General features: G+C 50.6%; 20 protein-coding genes. 8 read left to right on the top strand and 12 right to left on the bottom strand.

What is annotated here, in order from left to right; all coding sequences use genetic code 11:
• Window positions 1–17: 17 nt before the first annotated feature.
• The 9 genes from ACS5NO_RS09900 to ACS5NO_RS09860 all read right to left on the bottom strand — a co-directional run bounded on the left by ACS5NO_RS09900 (window position 18) and on the right by ACS5NO_RS09860 (window position 12,137).
• Window positions 18–1,367: a Gfo/Idh/MocA family protein gene (locus ACS5NO_RS09900; protein ID WP_439414991.1), complete on the bottom strand. Its 1,350-nt coding sequence runs from the start codon at window positions 1,365–1,367 to the stop codon at window positions 18–20.
• Between the two features lie 215 nt (window positions 1,368–1,582).
• On the bottom strand, window positions 1,583–2,326 hold the full coding sequence (locus tag ACS5NO_RS09895) for a 3-keto-disaccharide hydrolase (RefSeq protein WP_439414990.1): 744 nt from the start codon (window positions 2,324–2,326) through the stop codon (window positions 1,583–1,585).
• Between the two features lie 102 nt (window positions 2,327–2,428).
• Window positions 2,429–3,352 (bottom strand): sugar phosphate isomerase/epimerase family protein, encoded by a 924-nt coding sequence (locus ACS5NO_RS09890; protein ID WP_439414989.1) that lies wholly within the window; start codon window positions 3,350–3,352, stop codon window positions 2,429–2,431.
• Between the two features lie 171 nt (window positions 3,353–3,523).
• Window positions 3,524–5,245, bottom strand: coding sequence for a RagB/SusD family nutrient uptake outer membrane protein (locus ACS5NO_RS09885; RefSeq protein WP_439414988.1), 1,722 nt, complete (start codon window positions 5,243–5,245; stop codon window positions 3,524–3,526).
• A 32-nt stretch (window positions 5,246–5,277) separates the two neighbouring features.
• Window positions 5,278–8,232, bottom strand: coding sequence for a SusC/RagA family TonB-linked outer membrane protein (locus ACS5NO_RS09880; RefSeq protein ID WP_439415078.1), 2,955 nt, complete (start codon window positions 8,230–8,232; stop codon window positions 5,278–5,280).
• 222 nt (window positions 8,233–8,454) lie between these two features.
• Window positions 8,455–9,297, bottom strand: coding sequence for a FecR family protein (locus ACS5NO_RS09875; RefSeq protein WP_439414987.1), 843 nt, complete (start codon window positions 9,295–9,297; stop codon window positions 8,455–8,457).
• Between the two features lie 237 nt (window positions 9,298–9,534).
• Window positions 9,535–10,392, bottom strand: coding sequence for a CAP domain-containing protein (locus tag ACS5NO_RS09870; protein WP_439414986.1), 858 nt, complete (start codon window positions 10,390–10,392; stop codon window positions 9,535–9,537).
• Window positions 10,393–10,499: 107 nt separating this feature from the next.
• A complete protein-coding gene (locus ACS5NO_RS09865; protein WP_439414985.1) occupies window positions 10,500–11,927 on the bottom strand; it encodes a T9SS type A sorting domain-containing protein in 1,428 nt (475 codons plus the stop codon).
• A 78-nt stretch (window positions 11,928–12,005) separates the two neighbouring features.
• Complete coding sequence (locus ACS5NO_RS09860; protein WP_439414984.1) at window positions 12,006–12,137, bottom strand: hypothetical protein; 132 nt, start codon at window positions 12,135–12,137, stop codon at window positions 12,006–12,008.
• Between the two features lie 68 nt (window positions 12,138–12,205).
• Between ACS5NO_RS09860 and ACS5NO_RS09855 the strand changes: the two genes are divergently transcribed.
• Window positions 12,206–13,885: an AMP-binding protein gene (locus ACS5NO_RS09855; protein WP_439414983.1), complete on the top strand. Its 1,680-nt coding sequence runs from the start codon at window positions 12,206–12,208 to the stop codon at window positions 13,883–13,885.
• Window positions 13,886–14,061: 176 nt separating this feature from the next.
• Here ACS5NO_RS09855 and ACS5NO_RS09850 read toward each other — a convergent pair whose 3' ends face one another.
• Together ACS5NO_RS09850 and ACS5NO_RS09845 are read right to left on the bottom strand one after the other, a co-directional pair.
• Window positions 14,062–14,469: a T9SS type A sorting domain-containing protein gene (locus tag ACS5NO_RS09850; RefSeq protein WP_439414982.1), complete on the bottom strand. Its 408-nt coding sequence runs from the start codon at window positions 14,467–14,469 to the stop codon at window positions 14,062–14,064.
• Window positions 14,470–14,923: 454 nt separating this feature from the next.
• Entirely contained in the window at window positions 14,924–15,835 is a 912-nt protein-coding gene (locus tag ACS5NO_RS09845) for a nucleotidyltransferase family protein (protein ID WP_439414981.1), read from the bottom strand.
• A 296-nt stretch (window positions 15,836–16,131) separates the two neighbouring features.
• Here ACS5NO_RS09845 and ACS5NO_RS09840 point away from each other — a divergent pair, with 296 nt between their 5' ends.
• The 7 genes from ACS5NO_RS09840 to ACS5NO_RS09810 all read left to right on the top strand — a co-directional run bounded on the left by ACS5NO_RS09840 (window position 16,132) and on the right by ACS5NO_RS09810 (window position 22,952).
• Window positions 16,132–17,310 (top strand): homogentisate 1,2-dioxygenase, encoded by a 1,179-nt coding sequence (locus tag ACS5NO_RS09840; protein ID WP_439414980.1) that lies wholly within the window; start codon window positions 16,132–16,134, stop codon window positions 17,308–17,310.
• A gap of 14 nt (window positions 17,311–17,324) precedes the next feature.
• Entirely contained in the window at window positions 17,325–18,461 is a 1,137-nt protein-coding gene (gene hppD, locus ACS5NO_RS09835; RefSeq protein WP_439414979.1) for a 4-hydroxyphenylpyruvate dioxygenase, read from the top strand.
• A 75-nt stretch (window positions 18,462–18,536) separates the two neighbouring features.
• Window positions 18,537–19,289 (top strand): phenylalanine 4-monooxygenase, encoded by a 753-nt coding sequence (phhA, locus tag ACS5NO_RS09830; protein ID WP_439415077.1) that lies wholly within the window; start codon window positions 18,537–18,539, stop codon window positions 19,287–19,289.
• Window positions 19,290–19,388: 99 nt separating this feature from the next.
• Complete coding sequence (locus ACS5NO_RS09825) at window positions 19,389–19,826, top strand: MarR family winged helix-turn-helix transcriptional regulator (RefSeq protein WP_439414978.1); 438 nt, start codon at window positions 19,389–19,391, stop codon at window positions 19,824–19,826.
• Between the two features lie 51 nt (window positions 19,827–19,877).
• The gene (locus tag ACS5NO_RS09820) at window positions 19,878–21,038 is read left to right on the top strand and encodes a hypothetical protein (protein WP_439414977.1); all 1,161 of its coding nucleotides are present in this window, start codon (window positions 19,878–19,880) and stop codon (window positions 21,036–21,038) included.
• Between the two features lie 167 nt (window positions 21,039–21,205).
• A complete protein-coding gene (fahA, locus tag ACS5NO_RS09815) occupies window positions 21,206–22,393 on the top strand; it encodes a fumarylacetoacetase (RefSeq protein WP_439414976.1) in 1,188 nt (395 codons plus the stop codon).
• Window positions 22,394–22,589: 196 nt separating this feature from the next.
• Window positions 22,590–22,952 (top strand): DUF1801 domain-containing protein, encoded by a 363-nt coding sequence (locus tag ACS5NO_RS09810; RefSeq protein ID WP_439414975.1) that lies wholly within the window; start codon window positions 22,590–22,592, stop codon window positions 22,950–22,952.
• A gap of 114 nt (window positions 22,953–23,066) precedes the next feature.
• On the opposite strand, the gene ACS5NO_RS09805 is transcribed toward ACS5NO_RS09810, so the two are convergent.
• The gene (locus tag ACS5NO_RS09805) at window positions 23,067–23,681 is read right to left on the bottom strand and encodes a DUF6624 domain-containing protein (protein WP_439414974.1); all 615 of its coding nucleotides are present in this window, start codon (window positions 23,679–23,681) and stop codon (window positions 23,067–23,069) included.
• Between the last annotated feature and the right edge of the window lie 53 nt (window positions 23,682–23,734).

Here is a 23,734-nt window from a genome sequence, read left to right as displayed (position 1 = left end):
CGTTCCTATCTAATCAATTAAACTTTTACGGTTTTTCCACTCGCCATAATTTCCTGCTTGGCGTTGTCGAAAGTAACCCGCTCACCGGTCTGGTAAGCGATGGTCGACATGATGCTGGCCACGGAGTGATTATAGCCGACTTTGGCCGGTGCATTCGGTTCTTTCCGGCTGCGAACGCACTCCATCCAGTTCCGCATGTGCGCCGAAGTCATCGGGTCAGCACCGGTATTTGCGGAAGTGATCTGTTTTTCACCCGTTGTTGCCAGCGACTGTGCAGCCAGCAAATTGGGCTTCATCCCCATTTCAGCCGCAGCTTTGGCTTCCAGACCACCTTCTGAGCTAATTTTGTTCGTATCCAGGTTGATCATACCACCGTTCGAGTAGTACAATTCCTTGGTTCCGCCCGCTTCGTTGTTCATCCGTGAGCTATACAGCACCTGAAAACCTTTGCTTTTGTCGTCGTCAGGGCCGTAATCGAAAACCGCCGTAAACGTATCGGGATTCACTCGTCCGTCTTTCCAGACATAAATTCCACCGTTGGCAACCACACTGCGCGGGTGATCATAACCACTGAACCAGTGAACCGTATCGATCTGGTGCGACATCCACTGACCCGGAATACCCGAAGAATACGGATAGAACAGGCGGAATTCCAGATACTTGCGTGGATCCCATTCCACCATCGGGCGGTTCATCAAATACCGCTTCCAATCGGTCTCTTCCTTCTTGATTTCGGAAACGAGTTTTGCCCGGCGCCACCGTCCCGGCTGGTTGACATTCCAGGTCATTTCAACCATGGTAATGTCACCAAATTTTCCGGATTTGATGTATTCATTGGCGGCCCAGTAGTTCGGCGTGCTCCGGCGTTGCGAACCAACCTGTACAATTTTCTTACTTTTTTCGACGGCTTTCAACGCCTTGCGGGCATCTTCCAGCGATTCGGCAAACGGTTTTTCGACGTACACATCACGTCCAGCGTCCACGGCTTCCGCACAGTGCAGCGCGTGCTGAAAGTCAGCGGTACTGATAATGACGGCGTCCACATCCTTGCGGTCATAGAGTTCATCGTTGTTACGGCATTTGGCAAAGTTATCATTGCCAATGAATCCTTTTCCCTTCAGATAAGCCTCCGCTTCATCGCGCCGACGGCTCCAGATGTCGGAAACCGCCACGAATTCAAAGTTGAGTTCTTTGGCATGGGTGGCAAAACTGGGGGCCAGGGCACCCCGGAACCGGTCCGAGAACCCGACAATTCCGACCCGAACGCGGTCGGCGGAACCCAGGATTCGGGCATAACTAGCGGCAGAGAAGCTCATTCCGAGCCCCGCCAGAGCAGATTTTTTTATAAAGTCGCGACGATTTTCCATGCGGCTGGTCGTTTAAATGATAAATAGAATACGTCTGGTTGCTGACAAAAGACTATTACTGAAAGACTTATTTGCGAAAAGTCTACTAGTTTTTGGTTTACGGTTTTTGGTTTACGGTATTCGGTGCGGTTCCCGTCGGGGCTGACGCGTTAGACTTCGTGCACTAGCCAGCATGCGTCAGTCCCGGCGGGGAGCTGCACCGAATACCGTAAACCTTACAACGCTTTAATCTTCATATTCCGGAACGAAACGCGGTCGCCGTGATCCTGGAGTAGAATGTGGCCTTTGGGGGCTTCGCCAAAACGACCGTGGGCGTTATACGAAGGGGCCTTATACTTGCTTTGTGCGACCAGCTTCCGGAATTCCTCACTACCCCGTTCGTATTCGACGACTTTCTTGCCGTTCAGCCAATGCTCAACGTGATTCCCTTTCGAGACCACCCGCCCGGTGTTCCATTCGCCAATCGGGTTGGCTTTTTTGTCTTTGGCCGGGATTAGGTCGTAGAGCGATCCAACCGTGCGGTTGCCGTCGCGACCCATTTTGGCATCCGGGTGTTTGTCATCGTCCAGCACCTGAAATTCCAGCCCGTAGGCTGATCCTTTCGGCTTGGGGGTTTCTTCCACCACGAAATACTTCAGGCCGCTGTTGGCCCCTTCGGTAAGCTTAAAGTCGAACATCAGGTCGAAGTCGCCGTATTCACCCTCCGTCACAATGTCTCCGTAGTGCGTCGATTCCGAACCGTCGGTTTTCGAGATGGTCAGCAAACCGTCCTGAACGAGCCAGCCTTTTTCCGGGAATTTGTCTTTATAGGCACCCCGCCAGCCTTTGGTGGTTTTGCCGTCGAAAAGCAGTTGCCAGCCTTCCTTTTTCTCCTTGGCCGTCAGCGTGTTGGGTGCCTGCGGTTTTTCAGCAGCCATCAGGCCTAATGCTAAAACGGCCGTAACGAATAGTGTCTTCATAGTATTTTCTCTGATCAGCTCTGATTTTCTCCGATCAACTCTGTGAAATAGCGATTAAATTATTTCACAGAGTTGATCGGAGAAAATCAGAGCTGATCAGTGCTAAAGTGGGAAATTGAGTGTTTTGGTAATGTAATCTTTGTTGATTTGCGCGCACTGCAAAGGGGTTTTATTCGGGTCTGGAACGCCATCAAGTTCGACCACGCCCCAGCCTTTGAACTTGATTTTATCCAAAGCTGCAAAAACCGCCGGAACGTCGACATTACCCTGCCCCAGTTCAACGAATTTGTAGGCTTTCGGATCATCCGGTTTTTCAGGTACCGGGCTTTTGGTATCTTTCAGGTGCAGTGTGTGCAGCACGTCCTTGTATTGCACAACGGCTTTGGCCGGGTCGCCCCCACCCTGTTTGTAGTGGGCAATATCGAGCAGCAGTTTGACGTACTTTGGATTCATTTCCTGCACCAGAATATCCACTTCTTCGGGTGTTTCGCCCCACTGTTTCATGTGGTTGTGATACGTGGCCTGAACGCCCATGTCGGCGGTTTGTTTACCAATCTCGTTCATCACTTTCGCCAGCTTTTTCAGTTCTTCGGTGGTCGGGGCCTGCCCGTTTTTCCGAAGGCTGTTGGTCATCTGGAATGCCGAACCGCCCAGGGCTTTCACAAAGCTGGCGTGGGCCACGTGCATATCCACGGTGCTGTCGAACTTCGCCGGGTCGACCTCCACATTGCCACTCGAAAACATCGCCAGCTTCAACTGGTGCTGGTCAAGCAAAGCTTTCAGTTCCGAGGGTTTGGTCTTATACGGTGCAAAAGTGTTGGCCCGGAGCTGAATCCCTTTATAGCCCAGCGAAGAAAGGTCTTTAATGGCCTGCTCGTCTTTGCCGCCCCAGGTAATCCCGGAGTAGCCAATCTTCAGTCCCGATTTTTTAGCGGCATCAGCCAGCAGATCGGTTCTGGTTGCCAGAACGAGCGCCGATAAACCGGCGGTGGTAAGAAACTGGCGTCTGTTTACAATAGCCTGCATAATAGGGTAGTATAGTCGGCAACCCTGAATGGGAGTTGCGGTTTTTGTTGTAAAGAATTCTAAAGGAAGGAAGGAATTTCGCCGTAAAATCTACTCAGCCCTGTCCTAAACAACAGACCCCGAACCGGAATTCCGGTTCGGGGTCTGTTGGTCAATTCTTAGCCATATGGATTAATACCCCGGATTTTGCGGGTATTTGGCCGCTCCACCCGCCGTACGGTCAATTTGATCCTGTGGAATCGGCCGAAGTACGTGAAAATCCTTGACGTTCGGAGCCCCGTCGGTATTGTACGCTTTCACGCGTTCTACCAGATTACCCCAGCGTTTCAGGTCAAACCAACGGTGCATTTCGCCGGCCATTTCGCGTTCGCGTTCTTCCATGATGAAAGCCATCGTGGCATCGGCAACCGTAATTTCCATGTCTTTTTCCTTACCCGGCCAAGCCGCCCGCCGGCGAACAGCATTGATCAACGGCACCGCATCAGCCGCTTTTCCCTGTTTGATGAGAGCCTCTGCCGCCAGGAGATAGGTATCCGCCAACCGGAACATGATGAAATCGCGGCTACCGGGTTCGTAGGTCCGGTCGGGGCGCAGGGGATCCAGGAATTTCTGCAAAGTCGGGAACAGGTTAGGCCGGTACAGACTTGGCACCAACACCTGATACGGACGCTTGGCCCGCTCGGCCAGTGGCATTTCATAGCCCGGAATAAAGATGGTTGTATCGCCGGCATTGAACTTCAGGGACGTTTTCGAATTATCAAAGATCGGCGTCGTTTTGCTGGGGTTGTTGGCCAGCCAGGTGTCCTTGAACGTTTTTTTGTAGCGCGAATCTTTCACCCGGTCTTTTTCGGCAAACACGACATTCAACATATAATTCGTCGGCATAAACCGCTTGAAAGGGCGCCCGTTCAGCACATCGCGCTGCATACCGGCCTGAGTGTCATACTCCATCCCGAAATACAAGTGGGTCTGGTTTCCGTTGATGGTCACCGTGCTGGTTGTCGTACTGTTGAAACCGGAACCAATGTTCGTAATGGGATCGGAAGTGTATTGCGTGGCAAAAATCACCTCGCTGTTGACTTCTCCTCCACCCTGGGCAAACACCGCTGAAAAATCAGGCAACAGGCTATACGTATAGTTCTTGATCACGTTCTGGGCATAGGTAGCGGCTTTGGCAAAATCATCGGCGGCCTGAGCATCTTTGTCCGTACCTTTGGTTAGGTAGACTTTAGCCAGCAAATGCTCAGCAGCTCCTTTGGTTACCCGGCCATAATCGCCGGTGGGGGTTGCCAAATCGGTCAAAGAAGATTCCAGATCCGCGATGATCTGGGTATATACCTCCTTCACTGGAGCGCGGGTAAATTCCTTCGTCGGAACCAGGTTGCCTTTGGTCAGCAACGAAACCGGCCCAAACATCTGCACCAGAATAAAATAATGGTGCGCCCGCAGAAATTTCAATTCCGCAACCCGACGTTTCTTGATGGTTGCGTCCAGCCCGGCAATTCCATCAGCCGCGTCCAGCGCCACATTGATGGTATTGATGCCTTTGTAAAAAGCATTCCAGATGTTGTTGGTTGGCCCTAATCGGCCGTCGATCTGGGACGTATACTGGTTGACAAATTTGAAACTACCATCGGCTCCCATCGTATAGGTATCCGTTCCGAAAACCGTCAGGGTCATGGCATCTTCGCGACCATAGTATTCCCGCAACGACGAATAGGCTGCTTTCACCACCGATTCAAACCCATTCGGCGTGGTGGCATACTGGCTGCCGACCTGCGAAATCGGAACCTCTTCCAGCAAATCTTTACAGCCCGTTGTACTGAGCAACAGCGCGCTCACGATCAATAGCGAATGCGTGAACGAGTGAAGAAGTGATTTATATGTTTTCATCTTGAACATCTTTTTAATCCGTTTAATCCAGGTTAAAATTTCAGGTTTAAACCAAACGTGGTCTGCCGTACGGCGGGTGACTGATCCGCGTTGACATCGCCATCGGTTTCGCTGTCGATCCCTTTGTATTTGGTCCGGTATTCCGAGAAAATAAAGGGTTGCTGAATGCTGGCAAAAAACCGCAGGGAACCGATGCCCAGTTTTTCCGTCAGACTCGCCGGGACATTGTACCCGAAGTTGATGTTCCGGATTTTCACGAACGTACCGTCAAAATACAACAGCGTCGAACGGAAAGGCGGAAATTCCTGGTTCATGTTTGGCTGCGGAAACTCATTGGTTGGATTGTTCGCGCTCCAGTAGTCAACGTCCAGCGTGTTGTATCGGCCTGCCAGCGTCAGGAAATCCTGGTGGAAAATACTGCGGAACATATAACCCACGCGGGCAAACACGAAGAACGACAGATCGAAGCCTTTGTATTCGAAGCGGTTGGTGAGCCCCAGGCTGTATTTCGGCACTTGCGAACCGAGAATGACGCGGTCGACCGGATCAATTTTTCCGTCGTTGTTCGTATCCTGAATCTTGATCTGGCCTACGGCACTCTGGTATTTCTTAGCCTGTTCTGCTTCGTTGGCCTGCCAGATGCCAATTTTCTTGTAGTCAAAATAGGCAGTCAGCGGCTGACCGATGAACCGGGAGTTACCCACATCGTCGACTTTGCCATTGAACAGTTCCAGGATCGATTCCCGGTTGCGGGTAAACTGGAAGTCCGTCGTCCAGCGGAATCCACCGGGAGCATCTACGTTGACCGTCGATAAGGTCAGTTCAACCCCCTGATTCCGGGTTTTTCCCACGTTCCGAAGCACGCGGTCGAAACCGCTCGTCAACGGCAACTGGTCAAACAGCAGCAGGTCGCGCGTATCGGCCCGGTAATATTCGAGCGAACCGGAAACCCGTCCGCTAAACAGACTGAAATCCAGCCCAACGTTGCTGTTGGTGGTCGATTCCCATTTCAAATCGGGGTTTCCAATGGTAAATGGCCAGTAACCGAATGCGCCAACCGAACCGAATGCATAGGCCGAACGGGCCAACTGAGCCTGGGTTTGATAGGGATCGATGGCCGTGCTGCCGATTGAACCGTAGCTGGCCCGCAGTTTCAGGTTGTCGATCCAGCGAACCGACTTCAGAAACCCTTCGTTACTCAAATTCCAGCCAACAGCCGCTGAGGGGAAAAAACCGTATTTCGTGTTTTCACCAAACCGCGATGAACCATCGTAGCGGGCCGTTAGCGTCAGCAGGTACTTCTCCTTGTAGTCATAGTTCACCCGGGCCATGTAGGAATTCAGCACCCAGCGACGGACGGTCGAGCCCACGGAGTTGATCAGCGAAGCCTGCCCCAGGTTGTAGAACTGCTGCGTTTCAGCCGGCACACCCGTTACCGAGATTTGATTGGTTTCGTAATCGTCTTTCTGAATCGAGTGGAGTGCCGTAACGTTCAGGTTATGAATGTCATTGAACCTTTTGTTGTAGGTCAGGATGTTCTCCAGCGTCCAGTTAAACTGGTATTCATTGAAGGAGAAGGCGGTCGGATCGGCACCCCGGCGGGCGTTGGTCTGGCTACCGACAAACCGGCCTACGCGACGGTTGGTCAGGTCAGGGCCGAAATTGACGCGGTATTTCAAGCCATCGATGATGTTCCATTCGCCGTAGATGCTGTTAAAAATCCGCATCCGCTTCGTCAGGTCGATCTGCGCGCCCGGAACCACCTCGGCAATGGGGTTGGTCCGTAAACCATCCGACGTCGGCAGAAAAATCAGGTTACCGTTGTCATCATACGGTTTTCCCAACGGGTTTTCGGCATAGGATCCACCCAATGGATTGAAGTTTTCGCCGTTCCGGGTGCTGTAAACGCCCAGGGTCGATATACCGACTTTGATTTTCTTGCTAACCTGGTGATCCAGATTGATCCGGAACGTATACCGGGTAAAATCCTGATTCTTCACGACACCGACGTCCTTGAAGTAGTTACCGGAAATCGAAAACTGGGTTTTCTCATTTCCACCCTGCACCCCAACCTGATGGCTCTGAATGTTCCCTTGCTGCATCAGGTAGGATTGATAATCCGTACTGCGATTGTTTTTGATTCCGTCTAATTCGATCGGTTCAAAGAGCTTTTCATCGGTGGTATACTGGTTAGCTGCCCGGCGGGATTCCCTTTTGTATTCCGCAAATTCGGCTCCGTTGAAAACATCGATCTGGCCAAGCCGATCGGTAAAACCGTAATAGCCATCATAACTGACAACGGTTTTGCCCGGCTTACCCCGCTTCGTGGTAATCAACACAACGCCATTGGAGCCGCGCGACCCGTAGATGGCCGTCGCCGATGCATCCTTCAATACTTCCATCGAAGCAATGTCGTACGGGTTAATATCGTCGATTCCACCCGCCAACGGAATCCCGTCGACGACATACAGCGGATCATTCGATGCATTGATGGACCGGCGACCCCGAATCCGGACGACCGGGCCGGCGCCGGGCTTGCTGCTGCTCTGCACCACATCGACCCCGGCAGCCCGGCCCTGGAGTGCCTGGCGGGCGTTGGTGATGGGCAGTTCGGCGATTTCTTTGGCGCCAACCGAGGAGATCGCCCCGGTTAACTGGCTCTTTTTCTGCGTACCATACCCGACAACGACCACTTCGTTCAGCGTGCGCTGGTCAACGGCCAGTTTTAGACTGATCGTCGATTGGGCACCGACGGTAACTTCCTGAGAAAGAAACCCAACCGATGAAAAGACCAGCACGGAATTATTATCCGGAACAGCAATCCGGAATTTTCCTTCAGCGTCGCTGGTGGTTCCGCGCGTCGATCCTTTCACGGCAATGTTTACCCCCGGCAGCGGGGTATTGTCTTCCGCCGTCAGAATCTGGCCCGAAACCGTCCGCTCCTGTAGGGCGGGATCGATGATTTCACCTGGCCTCAGACTGGCCATTGGCAGGCCCCTCAGGTTGGCAGTGTGCACGTCTGCGGGGTGTCGGTGTGGGCCGATGGCGGCCTCGACGGGCAGGCTACCGGCCAGCAGACCCGCCAACCCGCAAGCTCCCAGGCGAGTTGCAACGGCAACCCGCCCCGCTTTAGCAGAGAGAAAGGAAGTAATGATGCATTTCATAATAGAGATTGGTTGATTAAACGTATAGAAATAATAGAGATTGAATTAGATTGAATAGATGACCGACGACGGTTGCGGATCGGTATCGCTAAGGATATAAGATGTTTTATTCTGAACCGTAACCGGTGTCGGGGCCGGAATTTCAACGGACTCACCGGGTTTCATTTCGATGACCTGCGGATCGTCGTTGCGCATCAGCTTTATTTTGCCGGCCGAAAGCTCAACCCGCGTTCCTTTCTTTCGTTGCGAAACCGTAAAGAGGGTTCCCTGCGCTTCCACGGTCAGGGTGGTCGTATGAACCCGAAACTTGCTGTCTTCACCGGAACCGTAGCGTTGGGCAACGGTGAAAAAGGCTTCTCCTTCGAGCCAAACCGCCCTGGGCACTTCTTCCGACCAGACGCGCGCATACCGAATCTGGCTGTTGCCGATCAGTTTTACCAGCGTTCCATCGGGCAACTTCACCGTTTTGGCCACGCCAACCGGTGTCCGGACGGTTTCCATCGCATGTGACCACTGCGTCCAGAGAACCCAGCCGATAAACAGCACGATACCGGCTGCGGCACTCACCCAGCGAAAAATATACCAGTTTGTTACCCAACTTTGGATTTCGGGCTGCAGGGGTTGCAACTCCGGCATTTCCTGAATCGATGACCGGATTCGCCCCCACAACGACATCACCTCCTCTCCTTCCATCGGCCGCGACGCCGGGCTTGAAGCCATGCGAACCAGTTCGCGGGCGAAATCGACAACTTCCGTTTTGTAAGGATGGTGAGCCAGCCAACCCTCCCAGTACGCCGAAACCTCAGCGTCATCAGGATGTTGAACCCACCGAATGAATAATTCGTCAGCGGCTAACTCCTCGGCAGTATAGGCGGAGAAGTGTTTCATTTAGTATTTTTTGTAGATAAAGTTTACTATGCCATAAAAGAAGCCCATCCAAACGTTCTACTTGCCCTGCTTTGAAATTTGACGACAAGACTTTTTTACAAGCCTGCTTTTACCACACTCCGCCCCATGAGCGGCTTAAAACCGCGCGGCAAAGCGATTTCCGGGAAATATACTTAAGTACATTTCCCGGAAACTTGAAATCGATAAACCGGTGAACAGGCCGTTTGGGAAGAAAATTTATGGAAGAGAATACGGGCAATCGGCGGCTGGATCAACCAGATTCATGACCACGACGTGGCCAACCCGCTGGTAGCCCGGCATTTTGGCGCAAGGGCCATAGTCCAACCGGGTAGACAGGCCGACGCCCAGAAAACCTTCGCTGCCGACGGCCCCCCGGTTGTTCTGAAACCCTTTTCCACCGGACGCATCTTTGTCCTGTATCAGCATCGTTTCCCGATGCCCCCAGGCCACGACCGCATCCTGATAGAGCCAGGAGAAAATGGCTTGCTCCACGATGAAAGCCGGTAGCTCCAGAACCGGTTTGTCACTGGAATAGTAACAAAACATGTAGATATTCTCAGCCCGCGACATAAACTCGTAGCATTTTCCGCTAAACACCGTCTGGGCGTTGATGCGTTGCAGGGCCGTCCGGCCATCCCGGCTGGTGTGCCCAAAAAAGTTGTGCGTGGTCAGGTCCGCAGCGTGGGCCTGGGCCACGGCGTTCAGGTGGGTTTCCAGGGCTTCGAGCGGCAGACCGAGTGCTTTTTCGGTACCATACTTCGCATCCGCCCGGGCTTTTCGCTCCCCGTTCGTTAGCCACAACGCCCGTTCTGCCGGGGACATTTTGGTGTAATTTTCCGGTAACGTCAGGTTTCCCAAGCTGTTGGCGGGCAATCTCATCTGCTTTTCCTCCTGCCGACGGGCATAGTTGAACGCATTCACAACCTGAGCCGGTGTGTCGAAAACCGGAAAACCGTTGGGCGCACTGGTGTACGTCGGCTCCTTCGGTAATTTTACATCCGCTTTCAGGTTTTTCGGTGCCTGACCGAACGCTAAACCGGAAATCAACAGAAGGGCACTGGTAAGTTGTCGCATCAAAAAGGCGTTAGTTGCCAACCCGGTCACCTGCACCGTTGCGAAAAATACGGAACGAACACAAACAACCCAACAGTTTGCCGTTGTGATTTCAAAAAACCCGGTTTTTAGTGGCCTACCAGCAGCCGCAGGACGTTTTGCACCCGGCCTTTTGCATCCCGCACCTTCACCCAATACAAGCCGGGCGTCAGCACCTGACGCGGAACGACGTCTGTCGAAGAGGACGCGGCCACCGTTCGAACCGGCAATTCAATCCCTGCCGTGTTGACCAGTTGCAGGCTGAGTTCATCCGACCCCGAAGCTACCAGCGTAAACCGCCCGTCGGCACTGGGATTGGGAAAGAGGTAAACATCCCGGTCTGTCGATCCAATGTGGACGGCTACTATTTTCGAAAGTTCCGTGCGACCATCGGCGTCGATTTGTCGCAACCGGTAATAATACGTCTGACCCGGTGTCACTTCCTCATCCGTCCAACCATACGTGTTGGTTTCCGAACTCGTCCCGTTTCCGCGAACAAACCCGATTTTTTCAAACGATTGGGCATCCCGGCTTTTCAGGACATCGAACCCCAGACTGCCCTGCTCCCAACCGGTCGACCAGCCCACGACGGCTTTTCCCTGACGGGAAGCCCCCGAAAAATAGAGCAAATGGACGGGAAGGGCATCCGTCGTATTGAACGTACAGCTAGCATCAGCCGTCGGGTCGGCAATGTTCATCACTACGACGTGACCGGCAAAGCTACCCGAGCAAGAAGCCGAATAGCCTCCAACGGTGGTAGAAGCAATACCAATACCCAGAAAGCCTTCACTGGAAGCACTTCCGTGGTCGTTGACATACCCCTGAAGGGGTGCTGAGGTATAAATATCCGTATTCTGAATCAGAACAGCTTTCCGGTGTCCCCACCCGGCTGCCGTGTCGCGATAGAGCCAGTTGAAAATGGCCTGTTCGACCAGAAAAGTGGGTGTAGAGGGGTTACTGGTGCAGGCGACATAAATATTTTCGGAATAGCCCATTCCTGATAGGCAGCTAGCCGGATACGTGGCCTCCACCCGATCGAAAGGGCCTGACCCGCCAGCGCCGGTATGGGAGAACACGTTGTTAGCTACCATAAACGCAGCGTGCGTCTGAGCGGTATTGATCAGCGCGCTTTCGGTTGCTTCCATCGGTAAGCCCAGAACGGCCGTTGTTCCGGGATACGTAACGCCAGCCCGGGCGATCCGTTCCTGGTTGATGAGATACAACGCCCGATCATTAGGCGAAAAAGTGGCATAATTAGCCGGTAACGTTAAGTTTCCCAGGCTATTGGCGGGCAATCCCAACTGGGTTTCTTCGGCCCGTCGCGCCGTATTGAAAGCGGCAACAATCTGGGTCGTGCTCGAAAAAAAAGCCGAGGGACCAAAATCCGTTTCAGCCGGTGCGGTCAACACGATGTTGGTCGTCAGGTTCGTCGGCGATTGGGCGTTCCCGCTCAGGAAGGAGAGCGAAAAAAGGAGGATAACACAAAGGCGATTTAGGGTCAGTAAGATTGTCGTCATAAAAGTCGGGATTTCGGCGAATACCGAAGAAATGTCTGGCTCCGGATGTGCCTTTTATTGAGACGATTAGGACGAAGTTTAGTAACAAATTCCACCGGAAATTTTTACTTGTTCTGCATTGGCGTCTTCATTCGAGCCTTTAACCCGCTTTTCTGATCGTTCAAAACCCATTTCGGGAAATTCTGCTTCTTTTTTGCTAAGATTTTCCATATTAACTACAATTATTTCAAAAACAAATACTATTTTACACTTTTACTACCCAGCCAATCCATACTGATATGAACACGTTACGCTCTGATTTTCAGAAAGGGCAGACGCTGCTTGACTATTTTTATTATTGGGAAAAACAACAACCCAAAAAAGTCTACCTGCGGCAACCCGAAGGTGACCGATACCGCGACTACACCTGGCGCGATGTCGGAAAACAGGCACGGACGCTGGCGACGTACCTGAATTCGCTGGGCTTACCCCCGAAGAGTAACATCGGTCTCGTATCTAAAAATTGTGCGCATTGGATTATTGCCGATCTGGCGATTCTGCTCAGCGGCCACGTGTCCGTTCCTTTCTACCCGACCCTGACGGCCAGCCAGTTACATCAGGTACTGGAACACAGTGTCTGCCCGGTCTTGTTTGTCGGAAAGCTGGATCAATGGCCGGCCATGAAACCGGGTGTCCCCGAAACCGTCCACTGCATCGATTTGCCGGGTTACACGACCGACCCGGACCACGCGCAGTGGGATGAGATTCTGACCCGTTATGAGCCCATGACGGACAATCCGCAGCCGCATTCCGAGGATTTATTTACGATCATTTACACGTCCGGAACAACGGGCAGCCCCAAAGGCGTCATGATGCCCTACCAGGCAATGATCAGCGCCATCGACGCGACCAAACCGCTGATGTGCGTCGACGTGCCGGATTCCCGTTTCTTTTCGTATTTGCCCCTTTGTCACGTGGCCGAACGCAACCTTGTCGAAGCCTTGAGCCTTATTACGGGCGGCACGGTTTATTTTGTAGAATCGATGGCGACGTTTGCCAAAAATCTGGCGGCTGCGCGTCCGACGCATTTTCTGGGCGTTCCCCGCATCTGGCTGAAATTCCAGCAGACAATCCTCGCTACGCTTCCACAGCAAAAACTCGATCGGCTACTCAAAATTCCGGTGATTTCCGGTTTGATCAAACGCAAACTCCGCCTGGCCCTCGGCCTTAATGACGTTCGGCTGATCCTGACCGGTGCAGCCCCCACGCCGGTTGCCATCATCCGGTGGTTTCGGGAATTGGGCATCACCATTCAGGAAGCCTACGGCATGACCGAGAACCTGGGTGTGGTGTCGGTTATGCCTCCTTCCACGATCAAAGACGGCACTGTTGGGATGCTCTACAACGGCATTCAGGTGAAATTCGACCCCGTCACGGGCGAACTCATGACCCGCTCCGACTGGACGATGCGCGGCTATTTCCGGGAGCCGGAGATGACCGCAGCGGCCCTGGATCCCGACGGCTGGCTCCATACCGGCGACGTGGGGACACTGGACGACGACGGTTTTTTAGCCATTACGGGCCGGGTGAAGGAGATTTACAAAACCACCAAGGGCGAATACGTGGCTCCGGCGCAGATTGAAACCGGTTTTGCGGAGAACAATTTTGTGGACCAAATCTGCGTGGCCGTTCAGCAATTGCCGCAACCGATCGCGCTGATTGTGTTGTCAGAAACGGGCCTCAAAGCGGATAAAACGCAGGTTTCACAAAGTCTGGAGGAGACGCTTAACACGCTGAATCCCAACCTGCACACGTATCAGCGCGTCAAAAAAGCCGTGATCGTGAAAGAGCCGTGGACGGTCGACAACGACCTGATGACGCCCTCCCTGAAAATAAAGCGAAAAATGATTGAATCCCGGTATGAACCCCACCTTCAACCTTGGTTTGAACGGGAGGAGACGGTGATCTGGGAGAAATAATGATGAGTTATGAATGATGAACGATGAATGTCATGCGTCAGCCCATTCATCGTTCATCATTCATAACTCATCATCAAAAAAGGGACCCGTCAGGTTTTGAAAACCTGACGGGTCCCTTTTTTGAACTGACAAAGGTGGACGAGAATTAGTGAGTAGAAGCGGAAAGGCCCGAGGGCTTAGTTCCGCGCCAGAACCACACGGCTTACTTGCGTTTGAATGGCGAATGACTGAGAAACTTTCTCTTTGCCATAGGCTACTTCGATCACATATTTACCGTCCGCCAACTGCGAGAAGTCGAAAACCCGACCCAGTTGTTCTTTTTTGGTCAACGTGCCGCTGTACAGCTTGTTGTTGGAGTCATCAGCAATCGATACGACGATTTTATCATCAACCGGCTGATTGACCGTTACTTTAAATTTCAGATTTCCAACTTCCCGGATCGAAACCGGCGTTGCTTTCGTTTCGGCTTTCGGGCCATCCAATACACGAGCCTCTGCTGATGAAGGAGCAATGGCTACCAGAGTCGTTGCGGCCAGCATCGCCAAGCCCAACGTTACACTATTATTGACAAAATTCGTTTTCATAATTTTCTACAGGTTGTATTCGAACTAGGTTGTATTCAGACTTGATATAGTACAATAAACTAAATGATTACCTTACTGAACCCTTGTCAACTCCTTTGTTGATACAAATTTATACAACATTGAATACAAGTCAATTACCGAATTGTTAATAATCAAAAAGTTGTTTATAATTTAAAGGTTAAACTTAGAAAAATTCAATACTTTACGGTTGTTTACTACTAATACTTTAAATAGTGAAATGTCCATTTTCCCGGATAAATACCAGCTTTTATAAAATAGTACAATTCATTCCTGTGGTAATGAAAAAAGCTCCAAACGCGTTGTCCGGAGCTTTTTTCATTTTTTCAGTTTTAGGCCGAAAATTATCTTATTTTATCATAAACAAAGCCAATTCCCCCAGTATTGGCGGTAAAATAAAGGGAGAAGTGCCAATCGAATACCATATCTTCAAAAACTACCATAATTTTTCAGGGTACTTTCCTTCCTCGTGCAGCCGCTTGAACGACGCCTGTACCAGCGGTTTGTCATCTGGGTAGGTGACACCAAACCACTCCGACTGACTCCGAAATACCTGACACTGACCCTGATTCCGCTGGATGAGATTGGTCATGATGGTCGGGATGTAAAACTCGGCTTTGGGTACATTGTAATTCGCGTGGGCATAATCGGCAAACTGCTCCTCGACGAGTGGAAAAACCGCCGGTTTGAAACCCCAGAAATTCATCGAAACCGGGGTGTCGGGTGCCAGCACCGTTAGCCCGTCCGCTTCTTCAAACACAATCTGACCGGCTTCGTCACCAGCACTTTGCCGGTAGATTTTGGTCCGTTCGATCACCGACGACAGGGTTTCATCGGCATTGAGGTCGCAAACGCCCCGCGAAACCGAGCCGTAATCCGACAGCGTATTCTGAACTTCGTAGCCCACGAGGGCATGCATTTCATCATCGGTGTTGTTCACCAAAAAATCGGCCAGAATCCGAAATGCTTCCTGCCCGTAGAAATCGTCGGCGTTGATGACCGCAAACGGCGTGTCGGTTTGCTCCCAGGCACAGAGCATGGCGTGGCCCGTCCCCCAGGGTTTGGTCCGCTGGATGGCGCCCAGTTCTTCCGGCACGTAGGAATCTAAGGCCTGGATCGCAAAATCCACTTCGATTTTACCGGCGAGCTTCGGCAGAAAGATCTCTTCAAAATCCTTCCGCAATTCTTCGCGAATGATGAATACGACTTTGCCAAAACCGGCCCGAATGGCATCATATAAGGAATAGTCGATGATCGTCTCACCGTTCGGACCAAATTGATCCAGTTGTTTGATTCCACCGTAACGGCTGCCAATACCGGCGGCCAAGATCAGGAGTGTGGGTTGCATCAGGTTTATGGAGTTGAAAGTTAAGCCCCCAACCCCCTAAAGGGGGCTATATAACCCGGATTTAAATAGTCTCCTTCAGGGGGTTGGGGGTAATCGCGGGCAAAAATAAGGAAATGCTGATTGCTCCCTACACAGGCTCGTATTAAATGCACTTTACGGCCTGCAAATCCATAAAATCAATTTATAAGAAAATTATTTCCCGAAATTGTTCAATATATTCCAAGAATAGCGTTATAATTGTAAGCAAAACAATAGTTAGTAAAACAAGTATTATTTCGCAGATTTCATCAACGCCCATGCCTTTCTACCATACCCTGGGTCAGATTCCGCCCAAGCGGCACACCCAATTCGAAAAACCGCCGGGCCGCGACGATGCTGCCGGGCTTTATTACGAACAGTTGTTCGGCACCATCGGTTTCGAGGGCATGTCGTCGCTGCTCTATCATGTCCACCGGCCCACGATGGTTAAAGCGGTGCTGGAAAGTTTGGGAAAAACGCCGGTGGTGGCCGTTGAGAAGAACATTCTTTCTCGCAAACTGCTCGGTTTCAATCTGGAACCCACCAACGCGGATTTTGTGGAAAGCCGCATTCCCTTGTTGGTCAATAAAGATGTGATCGTGGGGCTGGCGGCTCCAACCCGGTCGATGACGGATTCCTTTTACAAGAATGCCGATGCGGATGAATTGATCTTTGTTCACCGGGGTTCCGGACGTCTCCGCACCTTGCTGGGCACCATTCCGTTCGAATACGGGGATTACCTGATCATTCCGCGCGGCATGATTTACCAGATCGAGTTTGATCCTGACACACAACCGCGTCTGCTGTATCTCGAATCACATTCACCGATTTATACACCCAAACGGTATCGCAACCAGTTTGGCCAGTTGCTCGAACATTCGCCGTTTTGTGAACGCGACATCAAACGGCCGCAAAACCTCGAAACCCACGACGAAACCGGCGACTTTCTGATCAAAATCAAGAAACAGGGCGCACTGCATTCGCTGGTGTATGCCACGCATCCGTTCGACGTGGTGGGTTGGGATGGCTACAATTTCCCGTACGGTTTTTCCATTTTCAATTTCGAACCGATTACCGGGCGCGTTCACCAGCCCCCGCCGGTTCACCAGACGTTTCAGACCGACGCCTTTGTGGTTTGCTCGTTTTGCCCCAGGCTCTACGACTATCATCCCAAAGCGATTCCGGCCCCGTATAACCACTCCAACATCGACTCCGACGAGGTGATTTATTACGTCGACGGCGATTTCATGAGTCGCAACGATATCGCGCCGGGCCACATCACACTGCACCCGGGCGGTATTCCGCACGGCCCGCATCCCGGCGCAATGGAACGGAGCATTGGCAAGAAAGAGACGCACGAATACGCCGTGATGATCGATACGTTCCGCCCGCTCATGCTGACGGACGCGGCCCTGCAACTGGACGATGGGAAGTATTATAAATCCTGGATTGAATAAATCATCAACAACCAATGGAAACCGCAGAATTGACACAAACAAAACCGGCCTCCGATGCGGCAAAAGATTTTCTGCCCCTCAATGGTACCGATTATATTGAATTATACGTCGCCAACGCCCTCCAGTCGGCGCATTATTTCCAGACGGCGTTTGGCTTTCAGCCGCTGGCCCATGCCGGGCTGGAAACCGGCTGGCGCGACCGTGAATCGTACGTTGTCGTTCAGGGCAAAATCCGGCTGGTGCTGACCTCGCCCCTGCACGGCGGTACGGACATCGGTCAACACATCGATAAACACGGCGATGGCGTTCGGGTGGTGGCCTTGTGGGTCGATGACGCGACAAAAGCCTACGAAGAAACCACGCAGCGGGGCGCCATTCCATTCATGGCCCCCACGCGCGAGGAAGATGCAGACGGTTTTGTAGTTCGGTCGGGCATTCACACCTACGGCGACACGGTCCATGTTTTTGTCGAACGGAGTCAGTATGGCGGTATTTTTCTGCCCGGTTACAAAACCTGGGAGCCGGAACACCATCCCGACGACGTGGGTCTGAAGTACGTCGATCACATGGTCGGCAATGTGGGCTGGAACGAGATGAATACCTGGGTCAATTTCTACGCCAACGTAATGGGATTCAACCAGTTGGTATCCTTCGACGACAAGGACATCTCGACCGATTACACGGCCCTGATGAGCAAGGTAATGAGCAATGGCAACGGGCGCATTAAATTCCCGATCAACGAACCCGCCGAAGGCAAAAAGAAGTCGCAGGTGGAAGAGTACCTGGATTTCTACGGCGGACCCGGGATTCAGCACATTGCCGTGGCCACGGACGACATTGTAAAAACCGTCACCGCTTTGCGCGACCGCAGCGTGGCGTTTCTGAAAGTGCCGGATGCCTATTACGACGATCTGCTCGACCGGGTGGGTCATATTGACGAAGAAATCAACGCGTTACGGTCGCTCGGCATCCTGGTCGACCGTGACGACGAAGGCTATCTGCTCCAGATTTTCACCAAACCGGTGGGTCCGCGCCCGACCCTGTTTTTCGAAATCATCCAACGGAAAGGCGCCAAATCATTCGGAAAGGGCAACTTCAAAGCCCTCTTCGAAGCCATTGAATATGAGCAGGAATTGCGGGGAACGCTTTAACAATTGTGAATGAGTGATTGAGCGATTGAGTGAATAGCTCCGCCATTTTTTACCTCCGGTGAAGCTATTCACTCAATCGCTCAATCACTCATTCACTCCATGAAAATGACTCAGGCATACGACACCTACACCGCTGACGACCAGGTCGTCTGGCGGTTGCTCTTCGAACGACAGATGGCACTTTTGCCGGGGAAGGCCAGTCAGGCTTATCTGGACGGCATCGATCAGGTCGGTTTTGTGGCCGATCACATTCCGGACTTTGAACGCGAGCTGAATCCCCGCTTGCTAAAGCTCACCAACTGGCGGGTTTCGTCGGTGCCGGGTTTGATTTCCAACCGCGCGTTTTTCGAACTCATGTCAACTCGCAACTTCCCGGCCACCACCTGGTTACGTCGGCGCGAACAACTGGATTATTTGCAGGAACCGGACCTGTTTCACGATACGTTCGGGCATGTTCCGATGCTGTCGAATCAGGCATTCTGCGATTTTCTGGCGGCTCTGAGCCGGATTGCACTCGCCCACGTCGATCATCCCGAAGCCATTGAGATGATTTCGCGGCTCTACTGGTATACGGTTGAGTTTGGCTTGATTCAGGAATCGGAATTGCGTATCTACGGCGGGGGCATTCTGTCCTCGACGGGCGAAACCACCTACAGCTTATCCGATCCACGACCGAGCCGCATTCCGTATGAGGTCGGAAAACTGCTGCAAACGCCCTACGTCATCGACCGGTTTCAGGACCGGTATTTTGTCATTGAATCGTACGAGCAATTGTATCAATCCATTCCGGAAATTGAAGAGAAACTGGAAGAATTGTTAGTCACTTAGTTTGGACTACTTTTGTGGTTGGGTTTTGTCATGCTTTTTCGCGGCATGATACAGCCTGTCGCTCCGGCGAATGAACCAGTGAAAACCGCTATCAGACGAATGACGCATCCCTCCGATCACCGGGCTTATTTTTTTAAGATTGACACGACCATCAAGAAAATTCGGAATGCGCTCCAGAAGCAGTTCAACGAAACCGGTTTTGACTTGACGGTCGATCAATGGGTGCTCATCGATCACCTCTACCGCAACCCCGGTATCAGCCAGAATGTACTGGCCGATCTGACGACCAAAGACGCGCCGACCGTGACCCGGATGATCGACCTGCTCTGCAAAAAAGGACTGACCGAACGACGCATGGCCGAAGAAGACCGCCGGAAATTTCTGATTTTTCTGACCCCCGAAGGCCAGACCAAATACGACGAAGTGCTGCCGACCGTGGTCGATATTCGACGGAAAGGCTGGGGCGACCTAAGCGAAGAAGATTACCAGCATTTCGTCCGGATTATGGATTCTATTTATAGTAATATCAGTGAATGATATACCAAGTCTTTAAAGTTATCTTACACTGCAATTTATATCTAATTTAGAATGCCTACACAATCTGAAAATATTGTTACAAGAATAAGCTCAAATGTCTTTTATAAAGAATTCACTTTTGACAAAAATGAATTTTATCCCTATGACGGCAAAAAAGAACTAGCGGACAATGTATTATGGATAGATAATTTACTTTTTGTTATTCAAGTAAAAGAGAGAAATATAAATGAAATAAAAACAGAAAAAGAAGAAAATAAATGGTTTGAAAATACTGTACTCAAAACTGCTAAAAATCAGATCAAAAAATCTATCAATTTTTTTCAAAAATATAAAGAAATTAAGATAAAAAATATCAGAAATCACCAGATAGATATATCAAAAGCCAATTTAAATCAAATAAATAAAGTAATTATATATATGCCTAATAGTTCATTAATTAGTGAGAGCAACAAATCTATGAAATTCTACGAAAGCAAGCAATCTGGAAATATTCATATTTTTAATATTGAAGATTACTCTTGGATTTGTAAATATTTAATAACACCCACTGAACTCGATGAATATTTAAAATTTAGGGAAAGGATTTATTTAAGGCATAAAAATATAATAAGCTTTTACCCAGAACAATATATTTTGGGGCATTTTTTAAACACCGACGACGAAAGTATTATTAATGAGCGCTATATTGACACTGCTACTAAATTGGAAGATGATGTAGATGAATTTGATGTGTCAGGCATCTTAAATATTTTTTTAGAAAAAATAAGAATAGAAGGTCAAAAAAATATTACAGATTATTATTCAATAATAAAAGAAATTGCAAAATTAAAGCGATATGAATTGCTAGAGTTTAAAAGTCGGTTCAAAAAAACCATCGACAATATTAATTCTTCAGAATTTTCTTTGCCTTATAGATTTACAATCCCAAGAACTGGGTGTGGTTTCGTATTCATCTCTTTACCTCCTAAAAAGCTTGATCATTGGAAAAATGTACTTATAAATTTTACTGAAATTTATAAGTACAAGAGAAAATTAAACAAATGCCTTAGTGTGTTGATTTACAAAACCGATGAATATTTTGATATGAATTGGGCATTTACAAATTACGATTGGATTTACAACAAAGAACTAGAAGAAGCAGTGAAACAGGATATAGAGTTGTATAAAAGTGGCAAAATTAAGAAAATCGTTAGATATAAATTTAAAAAATAACCCCAAAATATATTGTTAAAAAATGTAATTAATTCTCATTTGGTGACAGAAATTACCCTAATCTTACAACCATTTTAATAGAGTAATATAAGAAAATTAATCTCTGGTAATCCACCTGCCATAGTCTGCACCTAAGTCCCCTTAGGAATTTTATTTAAAAACAAGCCATGACCCTCCCTTACGGCATATTCAGCACCGACGATTCCAGCCCCCGCGTGGGCGTTCGGCTTGACAACCAGATTCTTGATCTGGAAATGGTCGGTCGGCTCGGTTTTTTCGATGACCTTTCGTTCGACCTGGCGGTATTCAAAAAACCGGTTCTGAATGATTTCATGGCGTTGGGAAAACCGCTTTGCGGGATTATTCGCCAGCGCCTGATCGACTTGCTGAACGATCCGGAAAAACCGCTCGAAGCCTTTGCCGACTTCGTGTTGATCGATGCCGAAGCCGCGACGCTCCACCTGCCGATTCACATTGGTGATTACACGGATTTTTACGCCAGCGAAGAACACGCCAGCAACGTGGGCCGGATGTTTCGCCCACAGGCTGAGCCCTTGCTGCCGAACTGGAAACATTTGCCGGTGGCCTACCACGGGCGGGCGTCGTCTATCGTGGTTTCCGGAACACCGATCAAACGTCCCAAAGGCCCGTTTTTAGGCCCGGATCAGCAGCCGGTTTTTGGTCCTTCCAAGGCGCTGGATTTTGAACTGGAACTCGGAATCGTGATTGGAAAACCGTCGACTCTGGGCGAGCCGGTTTCGGTCAACGATGCTGAAGACCATATTTTTGGTCTGGTGCTGTTCAACGACTGGTCGGCGCGCGACATTCAACGCTGGGAATACCAGCCGCTGGGGCCGTTTCTGGGGAAAAATTTTGCTTCATCGATGTCTCCCTGGGTTGTGCCGCTGGAAGCACTCGATTCCGTCCGCATCGACGGCCCGAAGCAGGAGCCCACTCCCCTGCCTTACCTGCAGTCGGGCGGACGAATGCAATTCGACCTGACGCTGGAGGTGGTTTTACAAACGCCCGATGGCCCGGATGAGGTCGTCATCAGCCGGACGAACGCGCGGCATCTTTACTGGAATGTGGCACAACTCATTGCCCACCATACCGTCAACGGTTGTAACCTGAACGTCGGCGATCTGCTGGCGACCGGAACCATATCCGGCTCAACGCCCGGCAGTTATGGTTCATTGCTCGAACTAAGCTGGAACGGAACCCGCCCACTGACTCTGCCCGATGGCTCCACCCGGACGTTCCTTCAAGATGGTGACACGCTGATTCTGCGCGGCTGGGCCGACGAAAAACGCGTCGATTTCGGCGCAGTTCGCGGCAAAATCGTTGCTTCAACCTAACGCCAGCCGATTGGTTTTCTCCCCGTTTATTGGCAAAACCACAAAATCACTTTTAAATTGTTATACTGCATCAAGGATTGGCAAATACGGCTTAAAAACGACAGCAGAGCGGTTTTTTAGCTGCATATAATTATTATCGGCGCGATTATTGCACTTTTCATGGACAAACTATAGTTTTGGCCAACTAAACCCTCCCATGAAAAAACCAGTTGAAGACTTTTTAGCCGACTATAAACCGGAAGTTCGCGACCTTGCATTGAAGATTAGGGAGTTGGTTCGGAGCGTTCTGCCCGAAGCGCACGAGTCCGTTCATACCGGCTACAAAACGATTACCTACGGAACCGGCCCCCGGATGTCGGAAGAAATCTGCTATATTGCCCCGCTCTCCTCGAGCGTCAACCTGGGTTTCCATTACGGAACCCAACTGCCCGACCCCAACAATTTACTGAAAGGCACCGGTAAACTCCTGCGGCATATCAAATTTGAATCCCCCGACGAAATCGCTACCCCCGGCTTGACCGAACTGTTGGAAATGGCCAAAAACCACGGAAAATTCTAGCGCTTTAACTGTAATGCAAAATATCAAATGATGAATACTAAATGTAAAAGTCTGGAAACGCTGACTCAACACTTTTACATTTAGTATTCATCATTTGATATTTTACATTCTACTTTATTGCTTTTTCACCCCCATTCGAGCCAGGTAAGCCGCCATCGGTTCCAGCTCCATCTGCTTCCGGCGCTGATCGACATTGGCTTCATCTTCAATGGGATAGACGTCTTTCTGTCCCTGGTTGTTGATGTGAATTTGCGTACCGTATACTTGCTTTTCTTTCTTTTGAACCTTCACCTGATCGGTCAGAAAAGCCACCCCGGCTTTGTCGAGTTCATTCTTCTGCGCAGCCTCCGTTACCATCGGCAGATATTTTTCGTGAACCGCCCGGTCGACGCTGTGCTGGATGATCAGAAAGGCGACCTGATCCAGCGGTTGGCCCACCACGCTCTTACCGGGATAGCCGCCCACCTGCGCAATGATTTTTTCCACTTCGGTCAGGTGTTCTTTGTCCATGTCCTTGATTTTCTGCCGGGCATCCTGCGATTCTTTCGCGCCCCAGCCATATTGCCGCTCAATGGCGTCATAGGCCGCGCGCTCTTTCTGGTCTTTTTCGTAAATCTGCGTCAGCCGCTTGCGAACGTCGGCCATCGCTGCGGCATTTTTGGTAGCCTGCGCCCACAAACCGGTACTGAAAAGGCACAGAAGAATGAGAGAAAGGAATTTCGTTTTCATAATTGTCAATCAGTCGCTTACTAACAGGTGATTTGGTAAAAACCGCTTTTCGG

It is taken from the genome of Larkinella fluvii (assembly GCF_051857545.1).
In the GTDB taxonomy this organism is placed as follows: Bacteria; Bacteroidota; Bacteroidia; order Cytophagales; family Spirosomataceae; genus Larkinella.
This window is presented reverse-complemented; position numbering and strand designations above follow the sequence as displayed.